16 protein-coding genes are annotated in these 20,542 nt (G+C 49.0%); 3 read left to right on the forward strand and 13 right to left on the reverse strand.

All coding sequences use genetic code 11. From position 1 onward, the window contains the following. The 9 genes from CWB99_RS07350 to CWB99_RS07390 form a co-directional block, all read right to left on the reverse strand. Nucleotides 1–831: a Dam family site-specific DNA-(adenine-N6)-methyltransferase gene (locus CWB99_RS07350; protein WP_138551777.1), complete on the reverse strand. Its 831-nt coding sequence runs from the start codon at nucleotides 829–831 to the stop codon at nucleotides 1–3. Nucleotides 832–868: 37 nt separating this feature from the next. Then, on the reverse strand, nucleotides 869–2,326 hold the full coding sequence (locus CWB99_RS07355) for an SPOR domain-containing protein (protein WP_138551778.1): 1,458 nt from the start codon (nucleotides 2,324–2,326) through the stop codon (nucleotides 869–871). Next, nucleotides 2,326–3,396 carry a 3-dehydroquinate synthase gene (aroB, locus tag CWB99_RS07360; protein ID WP_138551779.1) on the reverse strand — a complete coding sequence of 357 codons (1,071 nt, stop codon included), beginning with the start codon at nucleotides 3,394–3,396 and terminating at the stop codon, nucleotides 2,326–2,328. The genes CWB99_RS07355 and aroB overlap by 1 nt, the downstream gene beginning before the upstream one ends. 30 nt (nucleotides 3,397–3,426) lie before the next feature. Continuing rightward, nucleotides 3,427–3,945: a shikimate kinase AroK gene (gene aroK / locus CWB99_RS07365; RefSeq protein ID WP_046004932.1), complete on the reverse strand. Its 519-nt coding sequence runs from the start codon at nucleotides 3,943–3,945 to the stop codon at nucleotides 3,427–3,429. A gap of 151 nt (nucleotides 3,946–4,096) precedes the next feature. Next, nucleotides 4,097–6,100 carry a type IV pilus secretin PilQ family protein gene (gene pilQ / locus CWB99_RS07370; protein ID WP_249331778.1) on the reverse strand — a complete coding sequence of 668 codons (2,004 nt, stop codon included), beginning with the start codon at nucleotides 6,098–6,100 and terminating at the stop codon, nucleotides 4,097–4,099. Nucleotides 6,101–6,157: 57 nt separating this feature from the next. Further along, a complete protein-coding gene (locus CWB99_RS07375; RefSeq protein WP_138551781.1) occupies nucleotides 6,158–6,694 on the reverse strand; it encodes a pilus assembly protein PilP in 537 nt (178 codons plus the stop codon). After that, nucleotides 6,694–7,296, reverse strand: coding sequence for a type 4a pilus biogenesis protein PilO (locus CWB99_RS07380; protein ID WP_138551782.1), 603 nt, complete (start codon nucleotides 7,294–7,296; stop codon nucleotides 6,694–6,696). The genes CWB99_RS07375 and CWB99_RS07380 overlap by 1 nt, the downstream gene beginning before the upstream one ends. A gap of 3 nt (nucleotides 7,297–7,299) precedes the next feature. Then, a complete protein-coding gene (locus CWB99_RS07385) occupies nucleotides 7,300–7,896 on the reverse strand; it encodes a PilN domain-containing protein (protein WP_138551783.1) in 597 nt (198 codons plus the stop codon). Continuing rightward, nucleotides 7,884–8,963 (reverse strand): pilus assembly protein PilM, encoded by a 1,080-nt coding sequence (locus CWB99_RS07390; RefSeq protein WP_138545873.1) that lies wholly within the window; start codon nucleotides 8,961–8,963, stop codon nucleotides 7,884–7,886. The genes CWB99_RS07385 and CWB99_RS07390 overlap by 13 nt, the downstream gene beginning before the upstream one ends. 224 nt (nucleotides 8,964–9,187) lie before the next feature. Between CWB99_RS07390 and CWB99_RS07395 the strand changes: the two genes are divergently transcribed. After that, a complete protein-coding gene (locus CWB99_RS07395; protein ID WP_138551784.1) occupies nucleotides 9,188–11,635 on the forward strand; it encodes a penicillin-binding protein 1A in 2,448 nt (815 codons plus the stop codon). A gap of 61 nt (nucleotides 11,636–11,696) precedes the next feature. On the opposite strand, the gene metL is transcribed toward CWB99_RS07395, so the two are convergent. Continuing rightward, nucleotides 11,697–14,045, reverse strand: a complete 2,349-nt coding sequence (metL, locus tag CWB99_RS07400) for a bifunctional aspartate kinase/homoserine dehydrogenase II (RefSeq protein ID WP_138551785.1) — start codon at nucleotides 14,043–14,045, stop codon at nucleotides 11,697–11,699. A 5-nt stretch (nucleotides 14,046–14,050) separates the two neighbouring features. Beyond that, nucleotides 14,051–15,274, reverse strand: coding sequence for a cystathionine gamma-synthase (gene metB / locus CWB99_RS07405; protein ID WP_138551786.1), 1,224 nt, complete (start codon nucleotides 15,272–15,274; stop codon nucleotides 14,051–14,053). 300 nt (nucleotides 15,275–15,574) lie between these two features. On the opposite strand from metB, the gene metJ reads away from it, so the two are divergent. Further along, the gene (metJ, locus tag CWB99_RS07410; RefSeq protein ID WP_010386199.1) at nucleotides 15,575–15,895 is read left to right on the forward strand and encodes a met regulon transcriptional regulator MetJ; all 321 of its coding nucleotides are present in this window, start codon (nucleotides 15,575–15,577) and stop codon (nucleotides 15,893–15,895) included. Between the two features lie 70 nt (nucleotides 15,896–15,965). Here metJ and CWB99_RS07415 read toward each other — a convergent pair whose 3' ends face one another. Then, nucleotides 15,966–17,207, reverse strand: coding sequence for a malic enzyme-like NAD(P)-binding protein (locus CWB99_RS07415; protein WP_010386198.1), 1,242 nt, complete (start codon nucleotides 17,205–17,207; stop codon nucleotides 15,966–15,968). 632 nt (nucleotides 17,208–17,839) lie between these two features. Next, nucleotides 17,840–18,055: a 50S ribosomal protein L31 gene (rpmE, locus tag CWB99_RS07420; RefSeq protein WP_010386197.1), complete on the reverse strand. Its 216-nt coding sequence runs from the start codon at nucleotides 18,053–18,055 to the stop codon at nucleotides 17,840–17,842. Nucleotides 18,056–18,362: 307 nt separating this feature from the next. On the opposite strand from rpmE, the gene priA reads away from it, so the two are divergent. Then, nucleotides 18,363–20,534 (forward strand): primosomal protein N', encoded by a 2,172-nt coding sequence (gene priA, locus CWB99_RS07425; protein ID WP_138551787.1) that lies wholly within the window; start codon nucleotides 18,363–18,365, stop codon nucleotides 20,532–20,534. Nucleotides 20,535–20,542 lie beyond the last annotated feature (8 nt).

The raw sequence follows: 20,542 nt of genomic DNA on the forward strand, positions 1-20,542 counted from the left end.
TTAGTCGTGATACAAGGCCATTAGCTCATCAACCCGGTTCCGGCCTGTACCTTTTGGGCTAATAGTCCGCTTTACCTGGATCACATCCAGTTTAGCTTGGCTATATATTTTGCGAGTCAGCACAGTGTCATGGTTGGAAATAAGTACAGGAGTACGCTGCTCAAACGCGGCCGTCTCCGCCAGATTAGCAAGTTGTGCCTGGTCATCCAGATTGAATCCGCCTTTAGCATAGGCTGTAAATGAAGCGGTTTTGCTCAATGGCACATAAGGTGGATCACAATACACCACAGCTTTGTCTGGAATACGTTTAAAGACCTGCTCATAGCTCAGGCAGGTAAATGTGGCCTGCTGTGCTTTTTCTGAAAAGAAGTACAGTTCGTTTTCAGGGAAATAGGGACGCTTGTATTTGCCAAACGGCACATTGAAAATGCCCTTCAGATTATAGCGGCACAAACCATTGTATCCATGGCGGTTCATGTATAAAAACAGAATAGCCCGTTCATATACGTCGACACTTTCATTAAACTGCTGACGATACGCATAGTAAGCGTCGGAATGGTTGTTCAGATCCACAAATAGCTTTTTGGCATCACTGATGAACTCATCCGGCGTGCGTTGCAGCTCTTTGTACAGATTAATCAGATCCGCATTGATGTCATTGAGTATGTAGTGCTTAAAGTGACTGTTGAGAAAGACAGATCCGGCCCCAACAAAGGGCTCCACCAGAGTTTCGGCCTCTTCATTTGCGGCTTGCAAACGCTTGGTAATGTCTTCCACCAAGGCGTATTTTCCACCTGCCCATTTTAGAAAAGCTCTGGTCTTTTTTTGCATGATCTGACTAGTTACCCCAAAGTAGCGCGATTCTACACTATTTTTGTGTTTGTGACTGTTGGATTTGTTGCTTAATTTGCACGATACGTTTAAAAAACGGCTGACCTGCCAATACCGCTTCCGGTAAGTTAGCACGCGCCTGTTTCGCCTCATCTAAAGTCGCAAAGGGTGCTATAGTCACAAACCACCAGTCTTTCCCGGCACGCACTACCTGTGCAGTACGGATCTGTGACAATTTATGCTGTTCGATGTACCGACGTGCTACGGTACGGTCGGTGACAGCAAGTAACTGAATTGTCCAGGCATTGCTGTCCTGAGCCATAAACCAGTCATTGTCAGAGATAGCCTGTGGCTGCGTATCATTTGCAACCTGTACTGGTTCAACTGCGGGTTCTGGTTGCTGTGTTTGGTTATCTATCACTGGCTGTACGATGTCATTGGGAGGCGCCTGCTCTGAAAGCACCTGCGCAACAGCTGGGACATCAGCGGCACTTTGCAAGTCTGGTACGGGTGTTACATCACCTCCCTGCTCTTGTGCAGGGACCACACTCTGACTTGTATCCTGCTCCGTATCACTCAGAGTTAAAGCATTCAGTATGGACTTCACATCATGCTGCCCCATACTCTGAGTATCCTCGCTTTCTTCAGCTTGCACCTGAGGTTTAGGCAGCTCAGCCTCAGACAACACCTCTTGAGTTGTCAGCACCGTCGGCTGTGGTAGTTCGGTGACGGCTGTTTTTTCAACATCCTGTTGCATGCGCAATAGGTCCGCCCAATCTTTTTGATATACCACCGCGACCAGCAATAATATGCCAATCGCAATAAATGCCCCAAAAAATCCACGTAGTTGTCGACGGCTTATTGTTCGCTCAGACTTGAGCGTCAGTTGATGCTGATTTTGCTGCCATTCCAACAAAATACTGGGGTTGCCACCTGACTCATTTAAAAAAGTGGAGAAAATCGGATCTTCTTGTGGTGGAAGTTCCTGAAAGAACATCGCCATCAGACGGCGACTTTCCGTTAATGACAAGGGTTCCAGGTGAATATCCAGCGCCTCGGGTAATATCTTTGGCGCTTGTCCTGTCGTCAAAATATATAAAGTATCAGGTGCTTTTTTCGCCAGCAACTGAAGTTCCTGGATAAGTTCATCACTGAGGTGACGTGCACCATCAATCACCCACAAACACGGCCCACAGGGTTGTTCATTGTACAGAACAAAAAAATTCTCACTCAATGACAACTTATGATCAACCAGGGGAGCACGAAAACTGTTCTCTAATAATTGCTGAACCAGTTCGGTGTCTTTGGTATGCGCGCTGAGCTTTACAAAGGCTTTATTGAATTCAGGGTATTTATCTGTGATGAAAGACTCAGCCAGATAGCTTTTACCCAATCCGGAGTTACCAACCAGGCATATAAGATTCTGCCCATACTCAAACTGCATTGCAATCCGGTCGACCAGGGCAGCCCGACTCGGTAAGATTTGCGACTGCATCAGTGCCCTATTAGCTGGCCTAAGGTGTCATCAGATACGTCGTCCACCAACTGACATTCGCCCAGTGCAGTTGGTACGATAAAGCGGATCTTACCTTGCTTGTTTTTCTTATCTTTACGCATATGGGAAATAAACTGTGCCGTTGTCATAGACTCTGGCGCTGCAATCGGCAGTTGATACATTTCCAGTAACGCAGCAATACGCGCCACTTCATTGCCTGTCAACGCGCCTCTTAACTGCGCCAATCGGGCAGCAAGCATCATGCCTGCAGCGACAGCCTCACCATGTAGCCAAACACCATAGCCCATCTGCGCTTCAATGGCATGACCAAACGTATGACCCAAATTCAGCAGCGCACGTAGCCCTGCTTCCTTCTCGTCTTTTGCCACAATCTCAGCCTTAATGGCACAACAGCGGTGGATCACTTGCATCAGCAACTCAGTGTCCAGGCTTTGCAATGCCCTGCTATTGTGCTCAAGCACAGTCAGGAAGGCTTTGTCGTAGATCAGACCATATTTGATCACTTCTGCCATACCAGCGGCAAACTCTCTAGGTGGCAGGCTTTGTAGCGTGTTGGTATCAATAAACACCGCTTTAGGTTGATAGAAGGCGCCTATCATGTTTTTGCCCAGAGGGTGATTGACTGCCGTTTTGCCACCAACCGACGAATCAACCTGAGATAGCAAGGTTGTGGGGATCTGAATAAATGGCACACCGCGTTGATAACACGCCGCAACAAATCCGGTCAAGTCACCCACGACACCACCACCTAAGGCGATCAGGCAAGTATCCCGCCCACAATTATGCTCAAGCAAGAATGCACTAACGCGCTCAAACCACTCAAGTGTTTTGTATTGCTCACCATCAGGAATACAGAAATGCAGAGGCTCTGTGCCATTCAACTGCATTAACAGAGTATCGAGATACAGAGGTGCAACCGTCTCGTTGCTAATGATGACGGGGCGCGCATTGCCAATATGCTGCAATAACCGCCCCTTATCGGAGAGAAGATCTTGGCCAATATAGATAGGATAGCTACGCTCGTTTAAATCGACTTTTAATTCAAGCATGTGCTGTCACCTCCTATCTAGCCTACATGTTTAGAAATCTAACTTCTCAATAATTTGATTCGCCACTACTTTGGCGCTTTGCTCATCTGTGCGTACAACGTGATCCGCCACTTCTTTATAAAGCGGTTCACGTTCGTTTGCCAGACGTACTAATACGTCGCGTGAATCTTCTTCTGTTTGTAGCAAAGGACGACGCTTATCGCGCTGTGTACGTGCTACTTGCTTTTCAATTGGAGTCTCAAGATAGACTACAATACCACGCGCAGATAGCTTGTTACGTACCTCTTTACTGATGACTGAGCCGCCGCCAGTAGCCAATACGATGCCTTGCTTTTCGGTAAGATCAGAAATCACGGTCTCTTCGCGACGACGAAACCCTTCTTCCCCTTCAATATCGAACACCCAGGAGATATCGGCCCCTGTACGGCGCTCGATTTCTTGATCTGAATCGAAGAACTCCAGATGTAATTGGTCCGCAATGTGACGACCAATCGTGCTCTTACCAGCCCCCATTGGGCCTACCAGAAATATATTACGTTTCTCAGCCATATCTTTTTAGTACAAACGAACTCTAAAATTTGAAATAAAACCCCGCCTAACGACCTGGCCCCAAAATTAAGGAGGGGATTATCTCAGCATTCAATGCGTGATTTCAAGTCAAAAGGCAACTTTCACGCCCATTATTATTATTTTAGTCTGACTAGAGTGAGTCATGCATGATCTTAGGCGTCACAAAAATCAATAACTCTCTCTTTTCATTGATTTCTCGTGTGTTCCTAAACAAGACACCTAAATAAGGCACATCACCCAGTACCGGTACCTTGCTCACCGCATTGGTCATTTCCTGCTGGTAAATACCACCCAATACGACTGTCTGACCATTTTCTACCAATACCTGTGTTTGGATCCGTTGCGTGTTTATCGCCACCGCGGGGCCATTGGCTGTTTGCACTGTATCACCTCGCGTATCCTGCGTTATGACAAGATCCAAAATAATTTTATTATCCGGTGTAATTTGTGGTGTCACCTCTAAACTCAACACCGCTTTTTTAAACTGCACGGTTGACGCACCACTTGAGGCTGATTCCACATACGGGATTTCGGTACCTTGCTCAATACGTGCCGTCTTCTGGTTTGCTGTCGTGATACTCGGTGTTGCGATGATCTCACCCTTGTTTTCCTGCTCCAGCGCTGACAGTTCCAAGTCTATCAAAGTCCCATCTGACAATTTGGCAATGTGCATGCCTAAGCTGCCTGCGGGGTTTTGCACCGGCAGATTCACGTTCAAACGTTCGGTCAAGTCAGGGATAGTGCCTCCGGAGAGCTTATTGGTGGCTTCCAGAGTGCCCGAAATCGCGTCGGTGCCTTGCTGGTCACTGAACCCCCAGCGGATACCTAAATCTTCCTGAACATTATCAGATACCGTCACCATACGAGACTCGATACGTACCTGCTTAACTGGCACATCCAGCGTCTCAACCATGCGTCTGACATTCTCAATGCTGCGTGATGTATCCTTGATCAATAAGGTATTGGTTCGCTTATCAACCGATACACTGCCGCGCAAGCTGATGATCGAGTTTTCATCTGTTTTTAGCAGATCAGCAAACTCCTCAGCTTTGGCATAATTGAGTTGAATATACTCGCTATATAAAGGTTCAAGTTCCTCGACCTGACGCTTCGCCTGCAATTCTTTCGCTTCTCTGGCTGCCAACTCCTCAGACGGTGCCACCATTAAGATGGCGCCTTCCATCCGCTTGTCCAGCCCTTTAACCCGCAACACCACATCTAATGCCTGATCCCAGGGAACGCCGTCCAGACGTAGCGTAATGTTCCCGGTTACTGAGTCACTCGTGACCAGGTTAAAGTTATTGGTATCAGCAATGATCTGTAGCACTGAGCGAATTGGAATGTCCTGAAAGTTCAGCGTGATCGGCTGACCCTGATAGTTTTTCTTGTCTGTGTAAGAGAATTCCTGGTCGTCTTTTTCGACTGTCAGCGTAAAAATGTTATCCAGTTGCTGATAATTGAATTTAAATGCCCCATTGGGCTTAATCACCAGCCGACTCTTGCCTTCTTCCCGGAACGTTTCTACCGTACTTACAACAGTGCCAAAATCCACCACGTCAAGTTCATACAGTAACTCATCAGGAATATCGATGTGATGAAAGTCAGCAAAGATCTGCCCGCCCCGTTCCTGTACATCTATTGCCGCCTGGCTGGAGTCCAGGAATGCCAGGATCTGCGCCGCGCCTTTTTCTGTGCGCCTGAAGTCAATATTTTGGATCCGATTCATCGCACTGTGCAGTGTATCTGCCTGTGTATCATCGCTGGTAACCGGAATAGGCTGATCAGAAACCTTAACGTAAACCAGGTTGTTCTTTACCTCGGTACGATAAAGTTTGAGGGCTTTCATTTGCACACTGAGTACGAAGCCACCATTTTCCATTCGGCTCTGGATCTGTTCAATGCCAGCCTTGTTTACCTTGAGTAATTCCAGGCTTTCTTCAAATTCAGCATCCGGAAAAAATAGCTCAATGCGTGCGGGCTCGTTCAGTACCTGTACTTTTGGTTCAATGGCCAGTTTTTCGTCAAAGACAAGCTGCAATTCTGTTTCGCCGGTTGGCACCGGGTTGTAACGAACATCATACAGCATTGGCATCGCATGGGAGAACAGCGCAGTCCCCATTAAAATGCCGCCCATCAGCGTTTTCACAACGTATTTGATCCCGTCGCGCGCAATCATATTTTCACCTTTTTATTATTCACCGGCACCGACGTCCTCGGCTTCCACCATTTCGACTTTGCTCAAGCGCTCTTTCCAACACCCTGTCCCATCCGGGATCAGCTCCATCAGCTCGAGATGGTCGGCCTGTACACTGACAACTTTACCGTGATACAAGCCCATATATTCGTTTTTCTTTATTCTGAACAAGCCCTGCTCGCCAGCACGGATCAACGCCCAAATTGTTTCCCCCCGAGTAATGGTTCCTTTCATAATCAGGTTATCCAAGGCGTATTTTTCTAACGGATCCCGTGGCCGATTGGGGTCTGGATGCAGACAGTTTTTTACTTGCACCAATCGACTTTCAATGACTTCAGGTTGCGGTGCCACAAAAGGACTACGTAATTTACCCGCACTGTAGGGGAAGTGCTCAAACTGCGCCATTTCGGGCATAGGATCTATGCTCGGTGTCGCATTAGCCTGCACCCGATCGATAAACTCTTTTTGTTCTGCGGTATTATCATTGCAGGCTGCGAGCAATACCAGCGGCAGCACGATGAACAGGTGCCTCATTAATCAGCCTCCTGTTCGTAGCGATAAGTTTTTGCCACCACACTGAATACCAGTTGATTATTGCCAGCCCCTTCAATACGAAAATCGTGTAGGCTCACGATCCTTGGCAGTTGTGCCACTTTGCTGACAAACTCACCAAACTCATGATAGGTGCCGACCACCTCGAGGTTAATAGGTAGCTCAGTGTAAAACTCTTTTTTCACTTCGGGCAACCAGCCAATTTTTAGAAAGGTCAGCCCACTCGATGTCCCCACATAGGTCAAGTCGTCGAGCAGTCCCGGAGTTTCATTTGAAGTCGGCAATTTTCTTAATAGCTGAGAAAACTGCGCTTCCATATCCTTCATTTGCTGGCGATACAGCTCCAGGTTATTCGCGCGACCATATTTAATCCGATAACTGGTGCGCAAATCTTCTTCTTCTTTCACTGCGTGCTCAAAATTTGCCACGGACGCAGACACTAACATGCTGTAGCCGACCACCAGCATCACAACCACAACCACAACACAACAAATGGCTTTGACTGGCATTGGCCATTCGCCAATATTGTCCAGTTCAATCTCGTTCCAGTCGATCTCCTGCAGCGACTTCAGGTCAAATTTCATGGCCTAGTCCCCCGCCTGCTTGGTCTGCGCTAATTCTGCGCGCTCTTTTTCCATTTGTGCGAACGTTTTAACGTAAAAGTTCATTGTAAAATTACTCAGTAAGCGTTCTTCACGCTCACCGGCAACAATGCCCTGAAGCAAAGGGTCTCGTAGTAAATAGGATGACTCAACCGCCCGCAGCATTTGCGACAAACGGTTATTCGACTCACTGCGCCCGATCACTTTGATCATATTTTGCTGGCGCTCCAGACTGGTCAGATAAACACCGGCCGGTACTACGCGCGCAACTTCATCAATCAGCTGAGTGCCCAAGTTACGATTGCTTTGCAGCTCTTCAATTAAGCGAATACGACGTTGCAGGTTTTCTTTTTGCTGGTTGAGTCCCTGTATCTCGCCAATCCGCTTATCCAGTTTTTTTATCTCACTTGAAAGATAGCGATTTTTGATTTCCTGTCCTTCTCTGAGCGTATCGTAAAACGCCCCGATCCCGTACATCAACGCCAGACTGGCAGCAACAATCACGCCCAAAATGGTCAGGAATTTTTGTTGAGAAGCTTGCCGCTGTTGTTCCCGCCAGGGCAGTAAATTTATATGTGGCATGATGAAAAGCTCCTCAATGCCAGACCGGTAGCAATGGCAAACTGTGCTCTGTGGTTGCTCAGTACACCTCTGTCTACTTTCGGTGCAATTTCCATATTCGCAAACGGATCCGCCACAATCGCATGAACGCCTAGTTCATCGACGAGCAGACGATCAAGCCCTTCAACCTGAGCAGTACCGCCTGTCAGAACAATATAGTCAACCTGCTCCTGACCGCTGGTCGTCATAAACATTTGTAATGCACGACGTACTTGCTGAAGCAACGAAGTTTGAAACGGTGCCAATACCTCAAAGGTGTAGTTTGGCGGCAGATCTCCGGTGGTTTTTGCCAGCTCAGCCTGATCAAAACTCTTGTTATAATAGGCTACAATGCTGTTCGTATACTGCTCGCCCCCAAATACCTGATCTCGGGTGTACAAAGTTTTGCCTGACTGCACAACGCTGACTAAAGTCACCACAGCCCCAATGTCTATGATACCCACGACTTTATCATAGGCATCCGAAGGTAACTGGCCATATAAAACGTCCACAGAACGCGCCAGTGCATAGCTTTCAACATCCACCACTTTGGCTTTTAAACCCGCTTCCTCTAACGCGCTGACCCGCGCCTGAACACTTTCAGTTCTTGCCGCAGACAGCAGCACATTGACTTTAGACGGGTCCGCTTCATTCACCGTTAACTTTTCAAAGTCCAGACTCACTTCATCAAGTGGATAGGGGATCAGACTGTCAGCCTCAATGGCAATTTGCGATTCTAGTTCAGCATCGCTTAAGGATACATCCATAAAGATCATTTTGGTGATGACCGTTTGTCCCGATACGGCAACGGCAGCGAAATGGGTGGTTTTAGGTAGACGCTTGCGAATTTTACTGATGACTTTACCGACCGCTTCAATGTCCTGAATCGCTCGCTCTTTCATCGCGCCTTTAGGTAAAGGTTCAATGGCCACAGCTTCTACCCGATATCCGGCACTCGATTCAGCCAGCAAAACGGCTTTTACACAGTGTGACCCTATGTCTACCCCGACCATCATGGGTGCTTGTTTTTTTAAGAATTGACGCAGCATGCGATTAGCCCAAGTATCCAGAATACAGTACTGTCTTAATTAAGAGTTTAGTCATTTAGGTACGGTTTGGCGAAAAGCGTTATACTACCTGCCAACTTTCGGCCACACTCCCATGCGCCTTAATCAGGCACAAAGTAATTTACGCAAAAATTATTAATCGTTTTTTAATCAGGATATACTAACAGCGTCCGATTGTAATTGGGAGTCTCGCTAGGGATAAATTCGTGAATTTATTAAAAAGATTACTACAACTTATACTGCTTTGCACGACACTGGGCCTGCTTACCCTGTTCGGCCTTTATTACTATGTTAAATCCGACATCCCCAGTGTTAAGGTTTTAAAAGATGTACAGCTGCAAACCCCAATGCAGGTCTTTACCCGCGACGGCAAGCTGATCAACCAGTTTGGCGAAAAACGCCGTATCCCGGTTAAAATCGACAATATTCCCGAACCTTTGCTCAAAGCCTTTTTGGCAACAGAAGATAACCGCTTTTATGACCATTTTGGCATCGACCCGATAGGCATAGTCCGTTCCTTTATCGTTTTGGTCAGTACAGGTGAGAAAAAACAAGGTGCCAGTACCATTACCATGCAGTTGGCACGAAATTTCTTCCTGACCCGGGAAAAAGCTTATATCCGCAAGGTGAAAGAAATTTTCATCGCCCTGCATATCGAGCGGCTACTGAATAAAGATGAAATTCTGGAGCTTTATCTGAACAAAATAGAGCTGGGCCACCGTGCTTTTGGCATTGGCGCCGCGGCGCAGGTTTACTACGGCAAAGAACTTCATGAGCTCACATTGCCACAAATGGCCATGCTGGCAGGTTTACCCAAAGCCCCTTCAGCACTTAACCCGATCCGTAATCCGCAACGGGCAAAATTACGCCGTAACGTGGTACTGGGCAGAATGCTCACCGAGGGCTATATCTCTCAGGTTCAATATAACGAAGCCACTCAGGCGCCCATCACCGCCAAGCGCCATGGTGCAGAAATAGAGCTCTATGCGCCTTACATATCAGAAATGGTGCGCGCGTACATGGTGAAGACCTATGGTGAAGATCAGGCCTATAACTCAGGCTTTAAGGTCTACACCACGGTCGAATCAGATATTCAGGCAGCGGCACAACAAGCACTAATCGACAACCTGCACGCCTATGATATGCGACATGGTTTCCGCGGCCCGGAGGCACAATACTGGCAGGCAGAGGAATCTCCCTGGTCACCCACTCAGATCCTGGAAAAGCTCGAGAAGGTCAAAGAAATTGACCCATTGCGCGCTGGGGTTGTGACAGCCGTTGGCGAGCAAAGCGCGACCGTATTATTAAAGAATGGCACTGAGATCACTGTACCCTGGTCTGGATTAAAGTGGGCACGCGCGTATATCTCGGAGCGTCGTCAGGGTTTACCCCCCAAGCTAGCGAGCGACATTCTGACGCCAGGAATGCAAATCTGGGTGCGTGAAACAAATCAGGACTGGCTGCTGAGCCAGCTGCCACAACCGGCTAGTGCATTGGTTTCTCTCGACCCACAAAGTGGTCGTATCAAAGCCTTAGTGGGTGGCTACAGTTTTCAGCAAAGTCAGTACAACCGTGCCGTTCAGGCCAAACGCCAGGTTGGCTCTAACATTAAGCCCTTTATCTACTCCGGTGCACTGGAAGCCGGTTACACCCTATCGACTATCATCAATGACGCCCCCATCAATCATTGGGATAAAAGCATGGGCGTTGCCTGGCGCCCCAAGAACAGTCCCGATGTGTACAGTGGCCCTATTCGTATCCGTCGTGCCCTGGCGCAATCGAAAAACGTGGTGTCGGTACGCCTGCTGAGAGGGATGGGACTCAACGAAGCAGCAGACCATATTCTTAAGTTTGGTTTTGATAATGAAGACATCGTACGCAGTGAATCATTGGCGCTGGGGAGTGCTTCCCTGACCCCGCTCGAAATGGCACGGGGCATGAGTGCCTTTGCCAATGGCGGCCACCTGGTCGAAACCTACTTTATCGAAAAGCTGACCGACAGTTACGGTAATGTGTTGGGCGCCGCACAACCACTGAAAGTCTGCACTGAGGATGAGTGGGAAGTCGATCAATACACCTGTGCACCCCGCATCATCTCCGAGCAAAATGCGTTTTTAATCGCAGATGCAATGAAGAGCGTCGTCTGGGGGGGCGGCAGCTGGAAACACAAAACTGGCTGGAGTGGCACCGGCTGGCGTGCCCAGGCACTTAAACGTAAGGATCTGGCAGGGAAAACAGGGACCACGAACAACTCAGTCGATACCTGGTTTACGGGTTTTAACCGCAACGTATTGACCACCGTATGGGTTGGTTTTGATGATCCGGGTAAATCGCTGGGCCGCGCTGCGTACAATGCCAACCTGGGCAAGCAACAAGTGGTTGGTGCCGAAGCCGGGGCTACCTCTGCGCTTCCAGGCTGGGTGCAATTTATGCGCGCAGCGTTAGAAAACGAACCCCTGGCGCCAATCGATCCGCCTCCGGGCCTGGTGTCGGTGCGTATTGATTTGAAAACCGGATTACTGAGTGAACGCAACGATCACACCAGCCGCTTTGAGTATTTTGAACGAGGCACAGCGCCGAGCAAATACGTGCTGGATACCGGGTCAAGTACGCCATTTGAAGAACAACTTCCGAATACCGAAGAGTTGTTCTGATAGTCATGACTAAAAAGGCCGGTCAGTGACCGGCCTTTTACTATGTCATAAGCGGTACTGATTATCTCAGCTGCTGAGTTAACCAGTACAAGTCTGAGTGGATCCCCGCCGCGGTCACTTCTTTACCCGCACCAGGGCCCTGGATCACCAACGGGTTTTGTTCGTACCACTGAGTCGTGATAACGAAAATATTGTCTCCCGGAGTCAGGTTCGCAATCGCGCTGCCCTGAGCAACCTCAGCAATACCCACTTTAGCGTGAACCGCACCCGAAGCATCGATTTCTAATGCCCCTGTATAGCGCAGCACCTTGCCACTGGCCTGTGCCGCATCATTGCGCTGCTGGTAAAATGCATCTAACTCCGCTTTGCGTGCTAAAAAGGCTTCCCAGCTACCTTGTGCCAACGCATCAGGCATCAGGGCCTCCAATGCAATGTCATCCAATTCCAGCTGCAGACCCAGTTCACGCGCCAGGATCAACAGTTTGCGCTGCATATCCCGTCCGGATAAGTCTTCTCTGGGATCGGGTTCGGTGTAACCCATTTCCTGTGCGGCCAGTACCAGCTCTGAGAAAGGACGCGAACCGTCAAAGCTGCTGCACAGCCAGGATAAGGTACCCGAAAACACCCCTTCAATGCGTACTACCCGGTCACCGCTGTTTTGCAGATCGGCCAGTGCAAAATTCACCGGCAGCCCGGCGCCTACACTGGTGTTATAACGCCACAGCAAATTGCGCTCCTGGAGTTGAGTACTCAATGCCTGATACCAGTCATGTGGAGCGGTACCAGCATATTTGTTAGCGCTGATCAAATGACAGTCGTGCGCCGCAAAATCAGGGTAAAGCTGGCTAAATGCCTCGCTGGCAGTGATATCAATCACCACTTTGTGCTCATAATCAAGTTCACTGATACGATCCAGCAACTCTTCATGTGAGTAATCCTGCGCTTCACTTTGCCACTGCTGTTGCCATTGAGACAAGGTCAAACCGCTGGGGCAGAACACCATTTTCTGTGAACGCAGTAGCGCAACCACTTTTAGATCAAACTGGCTCTGCAAACGTGCAATTTGCTGCTGACACTGACTGAGGAACACTTCACCCACGTTACCCAACCCGGCGATGATCACTGCCAGTTCACGGCCTTTGTTAACCAGCTTATCGTGCAAGATAGCTAAAACATCGCTGTCAATGGCCTGATCCGTAAGGAACAAAGCATAGTCTGTGGCACTGTGCGTAAAGCGTACTACGACTGCCTGTTCATCCAGCACAGCCTGTGCCTGACGCACTAATGGCGCAATATCCGGACTCGGCGCCACGACCGCAAATCCGCGTAAGTGCGACTCAACTATGGTTACCCGACCACTCAGGCGCAATACCACCTGATGCGTGAACTCGCTGGGCACCAGCAGGTAATCTTCGCCGTTTTGATTGAAGTGATGAATGCCATGCTGAATAAGCTGGCTAAGCGCCCTTACTTCACCTGAAACCAAAGTATCAACGCGCAATAAATCCAGGTCGCCAAAGGTGGTCACAAAGCGCTTTTCTTTGCTGTAACCTTGCTTGACCACTTCGGTGCCCTGCACATCGGGGTCAAAGCTGCTGCGAACCTGTAGCTTTATGGCAGTCTCTTTCAGTGGTGACAGGGTTTTTGCATGCAAGACCGGGTTACCCAGACGTGCCAGCAAATTCGCCTGGGCACGACATACCTTACTATATTTGATGGCATTACCCACTTTACGTGGATCGGTGCTGAACACCCCCGGTGTGTCTGTCCAGATAGACACTGACACAGCGTCCAGATAGCTGGCTAACAGTGTCGCACTGTAATCGCTGCCATTGCGCCCAAGCGTGACCGTATTACCTGCACTGTCGGCTGCAATAAATCCGGTCACAACATAAATCTTGTCCTGTTTGAGTGCCTGATGGCAGGCCAGACGATTCTGGCTATGCATCAGCTGCCCCTGATGCTGAGTAAACAAAGACCGCGCATCCACAGCTTGCGCAGCAATATTGAGTGTATTCAACAGGGCTGCGAGTAAACGTGCCGACCAGATCTCGCCGAATGCCAGCAATGGTGCCTCTTGCAACTGGCGCGACTGGGCTTGTCGGCCTATGCTGCTTAGCTCATTTCGCAACTCTGATACCAGCTGGTCCTGCTGAGCAGCAGAGAACAACTCACTGATCAGTTGCACCTGATGATTTTCAACCTGCAGCAAAATATCGCTAAAAGCGCGCTCATCCTGCTGTTGATAACTCTGCCACAGCGCGACCAGAGTATTGGTTGTTTTACCGGCGGCCGATACCACGATACAGTCACCGCTCTGGCACTGCCCAATGATGATATTGGCAACAGCCTGATAGCGCGCCGCTGAGCTCAGGCTGGAACCACCGAATTTATGTACTGCTTTTGTCATTTCTTCTACCACAATGCCGTATGTGCTGGCGAGAGCTTGAATGCTTTCGCATTATCACTGGAACCGCCTTGCGTGGTTTTCACCGCTGCAAAAGCCTGCTCTAGGTCTGCTAATAAATCGTCGATTTCCTCAATGCCCACCGAAATGCGGATCAGCGTATCGCCGACACCCGCTTCAAGGCGCGCAGCTGGGTCCATGCCGGCATGCGTCATGGTCGCTGGGTGACAGATCAAACTTTCTACCCCGCCCAGAGATTCTGCCAGCGAGAATTGCTTTACACTGGTCAGGAACTTAGCCGCGTCAGTCAATTCTCCCTTAATGTCAAAGCTCACCATCCCCCCGAAGCCTTGTTGCTGCTGTTTTGCCAACGCATGCTGAGGGTGACTTTCCAGTCCGGGATAATACACCTGGCTGACATACTCAGATTGCTCTAGATAACGCGCAATCGCCAGCGCGTTTTCCTGATGCTGTTTCAGGCGAACATTGAGCGTACGCAAACCACGTAATGTCAGGTAACTGTCGAACGGTGCGCCTGTGATACCGATATTGTTCGCCCACCAGGCTAGCTCATCACCGAGCTCCTCGGTTTTGGCAATCACTGCACCGCCGACGACATCCGAGTGACCATTGATATATTTTGTCGTGGAGTGCACCACGATGTCGACGCCAAATGCGATGGGATTTTGTAGCGCCGGCGACAGAAAGGTGTTGTCGGCCGCAACCAGAGCACCGCACTGTGCAGCAACGTCGGTGACCGCTTTAATATCGGTTAATCGCAAAATCGGGTTGCTCGGCGTTTCTATCCAGACCAGCTTAGGTTTAATCGCCAGGATCTCCTGCAAGCTCTCGCTGCGTGTCAGATCCAGGACTTTGACCTTCAGCAAACCGCGCTTTTCCAGCGAGGTAAATAAGCGATAGCTGCCGCCGTAACAGTCGTGTGGGATCACTAAGGTATCGTCAGCATTGAGTAGCTGAGTCACCAGATGTACCGCAGCCATGCCGGTAGCCGTAATGATGCCCTTTGCGCCACCCTCTAGCTCTGCCAGTGTTTGCGCGAGAATGTCGCGATTTGGGTTGCCGCTACGGCCATAATCATAGTCACGCTTCTTATCGAAGTCCGCAAATGAATAGGTGGTCGACAAATAAAGCGGAGGCACCACCGCACCATGATGCTTGTCAGCATCAATGCCTGTACGTACCGCTATGGTTGACTTGTTGCTTTGGCTCATAGGTCACCTGGCTAAGTTAGATGTTTAGACGTCTAAAAGGTTAGATGAACAAAAGTTAGAAGTCAAAACATTTATACCGCTAAATGGCTAAATAACTAGTATTTGACTATCTTTTTTAAACCGATAAAATTTCGCCACTCAACGCGAACTCTATGCTAATAAGACTGAGTATTTGAGCTTAAACTATGGCAAATGACGTGCAACATTGCCAACAGAGAGCCTACGTGTCACGGTTGGATCCATACACAGTACACAGTCTTATTCGCATTGCATCTACAACACTGAGGCAAGTACACCACTATGGCTAAATGGAACGGTGAATATATTCACCCTTATGCAGAACACGGTAAGAAATCAGAACAGGTAAAAAAGATTACCGTTTCTATCCCGCTCAACGTGCTTAAAGTGCTGACCGATGAGCGCACCCGCCGCCAGGTTAACAACCTGCGCCACGCGACTAACAGTGAGTTGCTGTGTGAGGCATTTCTGCATGCCTTTACCGGCCAGCCGCTACCTGGTGATGAGGACCTGCGCAAAGATAACCCGGAGAAAATCCCGGCAGAAGTGCGTCAGATCATGACAGAAATGGGGTTGGAGATCCCAGAGATTAACGAAGAGTAATCTCGTCGGCGCCAGAGAACCACAACAAAAAAAGCCTCACACTGTGAGGCTTTTTTTTGCTTCGACGAGCTTATGCCATATAATTTTCTGGCATCTCTATTTGCGCCACACCGGATTCAACCGCTGCCTCTGCAACTGCTCTGGCAATTCGAGGCAACAAACGCGGGTCCATCGGCTTAGGAATGATGTAATGTTCACCAAACTCCAGACTGTCGACATCCGCCGCTTTAAGTACTTCAGCAGGAACCGGCTCTTTGGCAATGCTTCGGATCGCTTCAACCGCCGCAATCTTCATTTCATCGTTAATGGCCGTTGCACGCACATCTAGTGCACCACGGAAAATAAACGGGAAACACAGCACATTGTTTACCTGATTTGGATAATCCGAACGGCCGGTTGCCATGATCAAATCATCACGTGCGCCATGCGCCACTTCCGGGCTAATCTCAGGATCCGGGTTAGAGCATGCAAACACCACAGGCTTGTCCGCCATCAGTTTCAGGTCTTCCGGAGACAACAGGTCCGGGCCAGACACGCCCACAAACACGTCCGCGTCTTCAATCACATCCTGCAAGGTACGCTTGTCGGTGTTATTGGCAAACAGCTTTTTGTACTCATTCAGATCATCACGACGCGTATGGATGACGCCTTTACGGTCAAGCATATAAATGTGTTCACGCTGCGCGCCGCACTTGATTAATAGCTCCATACAGGCGATGGCAGCAGCACCTGCACCCAGGCAAACGATAATAGCGTCATGAATGTTCTTGCCCTGGATCTCCAGTGCGTTCAGCATACCCGCAGCAGTAACAATTGCAGTACCATGCTGGTCATCATGGAATACCGGCACATCACAACGCTCAATCAGCGCACGCTCAATCTCAAAACACTCAGGTGCTTTAATATCTTCCAGATTGATGCCACCGAAGGTATCGGCAATATTGGCAACCGTGTTGATAAAGTCTTCTGTAGTACGGTGCTTAACTTCGATGTCTATCGAATCCAGGCCTGCAAAGCGTTTAAACAGTAACGCTTTGCCTTCCATCACAGGCTTAGACGCCAGAGGACCAAGATTACCCAAACCCAGGATCGCAGTACCATTACTGATAACGGCAACCATGTTCCCTTTACCTGTGTAACGATAAGCATTGCTCGGATCGGCAGCAATTTCACGGACTGGTTCAGCAACACCTGGGCTGTATGCCAGGGCCAGATCCTTGACGGTTTCCGCAGGCTTGGTCAACTCAACGCTGATTTTTCCTGGAACGGGGTGGGCATGATAATGTAACGCTTGTTCACGAAAGTCTGACATGACGCGATTTTTTCCTAACGAAGAAGTTGAAAGTGAGAGTGAGATAAAAAATTCGCTAACTGCTTTAAACCATACCTTTTTTAAAAATTAATTCAAGCGATATCAGGTCTATCCTGTCAAAGCAAAGATAGTTGACAGTTAGCAAAATTTAGCGACTTTTTTGCTACTTTTCGGCAAAGTTAACTCACAATAAATGATCTGATAAGTGTCACTTTCAGTTCAAAATAGCGTCATTTTTATGCAGAATATAAATGAAATGAATAAAGCAAGCCAAAAAAACAGGTTAATACCATTTGGCGTATTTTACCGTTTATTTATATAGTTATCGAAGCATTTAGCGAATTATGAAATAGAATTTGTAACGGATAGCTATGCAGTTTAATCAGTTGAATATGGCCATTCACGTTGAAACAGGCCATGACAGGATTGTCATAAAGTTTGCACCTTAAAGTACCACCAAGTACACCTACTTGCTGACAATAGGTACCTTTAAACTGGAAACTTTACCAACCAAACCGAACTGATCCGTCCACTTCGTACTGAAGGGAAAAGGCAAATGCCAGATTGAAAAACAGTGAGTATAGAAACGAAAAAAGCACCCGAAGGTGCTTTTTCTACAGCAAAAGTAGTGCTTACTTCTTGCTGCTAAGCGCACCGAAGCGCTTGTTGAAGCGATCAACACGACCACCTGTGTCTAGGATCTTCTGCTTACCAGTGTAGAACGGGTGACATGCAGAACATACGTCCAGGTGAATGTCTTTACATAGTGTTGAACGAGTCTCGAATTTGTTACCGCACGAACAAGTTGCTGTAATTGTTTCGTACGTAGGATGAATACCTTCTTTCATAGGACACCTCTAGTTAAGGCCGTATCGCTCTCCAAACCCGAAGTCTGGCACCATACGTAGTTATACAAAAATTGTGGACGCGTATTTTAGGGTCAATCCGGGCGATCCACAAGCAATAAATGCAAATTAACAGTTATTTTTTGTGCAATCTCACCATGACGCCGTGGATCACTCAGTGAAAAGCACTCTCTGTAAGCATACACATGCAATTTTACGCTGTTACGGTATACTGTCTGCCGGTTCTGATTGCATGCTTGCACCGTCAGACAACTGTCCTTAACTTTGATACTCAGATGCCGGAGTCTCCATGCGCTTCGCCGAAGTCGCTTTAAAAGTGCCTTTACATAGAACCTTTGATTACCGCCTTGATCCGCAGCAGCAGCCTTGCGTCGGAGGCCGGGTTCGGATCAAATTCGCCAACAGAGATTGCATTGCCATCGTGGTCGCACTAAAAGCTCACAGTGATGTACCTGATGACAAAATAAAAGCAATTGAGTCGGTACTCGATACCGCACCTATCTTGTCGCCCGGGCATCTTGTTTTTTTGCGCTTCAGTGCACAATATTACTGCCACCCGTTAGGCGAAACCCTGTTTACTGCCCTGCCTGGTGCATTGCGCGAGGGTGAGCAGGTCGATAAAACGCAAGTGCCTGTGCTGACCCTCACAGAGGCCGGCCGCGAAACCACGCAACTCAGAGCCAAAAAGCAACTGGCCTTGATTGAGCAACTGCGCAGCGCTGGAGATGCCACCGCCAGTGAACTGAAAACGCTGGGCTTCTCACAGGCACAAATAAAAGCACTGCTAGAAAAAAGCCTGATCCAGGAAGAACTGCGCACCGATACCGACTGGCAATCTGCCCCATTGCAACTGGGTACTAAACCCAGGCTTAACCCCGAGCAGGCCACCGCTTGCAGTGCCATCAATAGTCAAACCGGATTTCGTACATTTTTACTTGAAGGTGTCACGGGCAGTGGTAAAACAGAAGTGTATTTACAAAGCCTGGAGGCCATTTTAGCCAGCGGCAAACAAGCATTGGTGCTGGTACCAGAAATAGGCCTGACACCACAAACCGTGAATCGCTTTAAACGCCGCTTTGAGGGGCTGCCCATTGATCTGTGGCACTCCAATCTGACCGACAATGAGCGCTTACATACCTGGCGTCGTGCTGAACAGGGTGAATCGGCACTGGTGATAGGCACCCGCTCAGCCATCTTTTTACCTTTTCAGACTCTGGGCATGATAGTAGTTGATGAAGAACATGATGGCTCCTTCAAGCAGCAAGATGGATTACGTTACCATGCGCGCGATCTGGCCGCTTATCGCGCCGCGCAGGGCCAGTTCCCCCTGATTTTAGGCACTGCCACTCCAGCGTTGGAGACCTTGCACAAAGCCTTGCAGAACCGCTATCAATTACTGCCGCTCACTAAGCGGGCACAAACCCAGCAAGATAACCGCTTTGTGTTGGTGGATATGAAAGGGCAAGCTGAACAGGCCGGGTTTGCTAAGGCCAGTCTGGATGCTATTTCCGCCACCCTGGCTCGTGGGCAACAGGTCATGGTGTTTCTCAACAGGCGAGGCTTTGCCCCTACCCTGATCTGCCATGAATGTGGCTGGCTCAGCAACTGCCACCGCTGCAGCACCAGTGCCACTTATCACAAATCGTTGCGCAGACTGATCTGTCACCACTGTTCAGAGCAAGCCTTTGTGCCTGTGCAATGCCCAGATTGTGGCAGCACCCAGATCATGCCAACCGGGTTTGGTACTGAGCAGCTGGAAGAGTTCTTATCCGAGCAGTTTGCCGACTTTCCTGTACACCGCATTGACCGGGACTCAACCCGTCGTAAAGGTAGTCTTGAAACGGTACTGGATGAAATCAACCAGGGAGGCGCACGATTATTGATTGGCACGCAAATGCTCGCCAAAGGCCACCACTTCGCCGACGTCAATCTGGTGGTGATCCTCGACGTAGACAGCGGGCTGTATTCTTGCGACTTTCGCGCCACAGAACACATGGCTCAGCTGATAACACAGGTGGCAGGACGGGCAGGGCGTAGCGGCGAAGCAGGTACAGTGCTGCTGCAAACCCACTTCCCGGAACACCCTTTATTACAAGATCTGGTCAACAACGGGTATCAGGACTTTGCGCGCTATGCTTTACGTGAACGCGAAGAAACCCAGATGCCACCTTACAGTCATATGGCCCTGATCCGTGCTGAAGCCACCAATGCACAACTGGTCATGGCGTTTTTATCGGATCTGGTTCCAGCCAACCCCTACCCTGGTATACAATTACTCGGACCGATCCCCGCGCCGATGGAACGCCTGGCCGGAAAATACCGATATCAATTGCATATTCAGGCAGCGCAGCGCAAAGTACTGCACCAATACCTGGCGCAACTGGCTGAGTATATTGGCCAACATAAACTTGCTAACCGGGTGCGCTGGAGTATTGACGTTGACCCAATGGATACCTATTAAAAAACGTT

Origin of the sequence: Pseudoalteromonas rubra (assembly GCF_005887095.1) — a bacterium.
Lineage (GTDB): Bacteria > Pseudomonadota > Gammaproteobacteria > Enterobacterales > Alteromonadaceae > Pseudoalteromonas > Pseudoalteromonas rubra_E.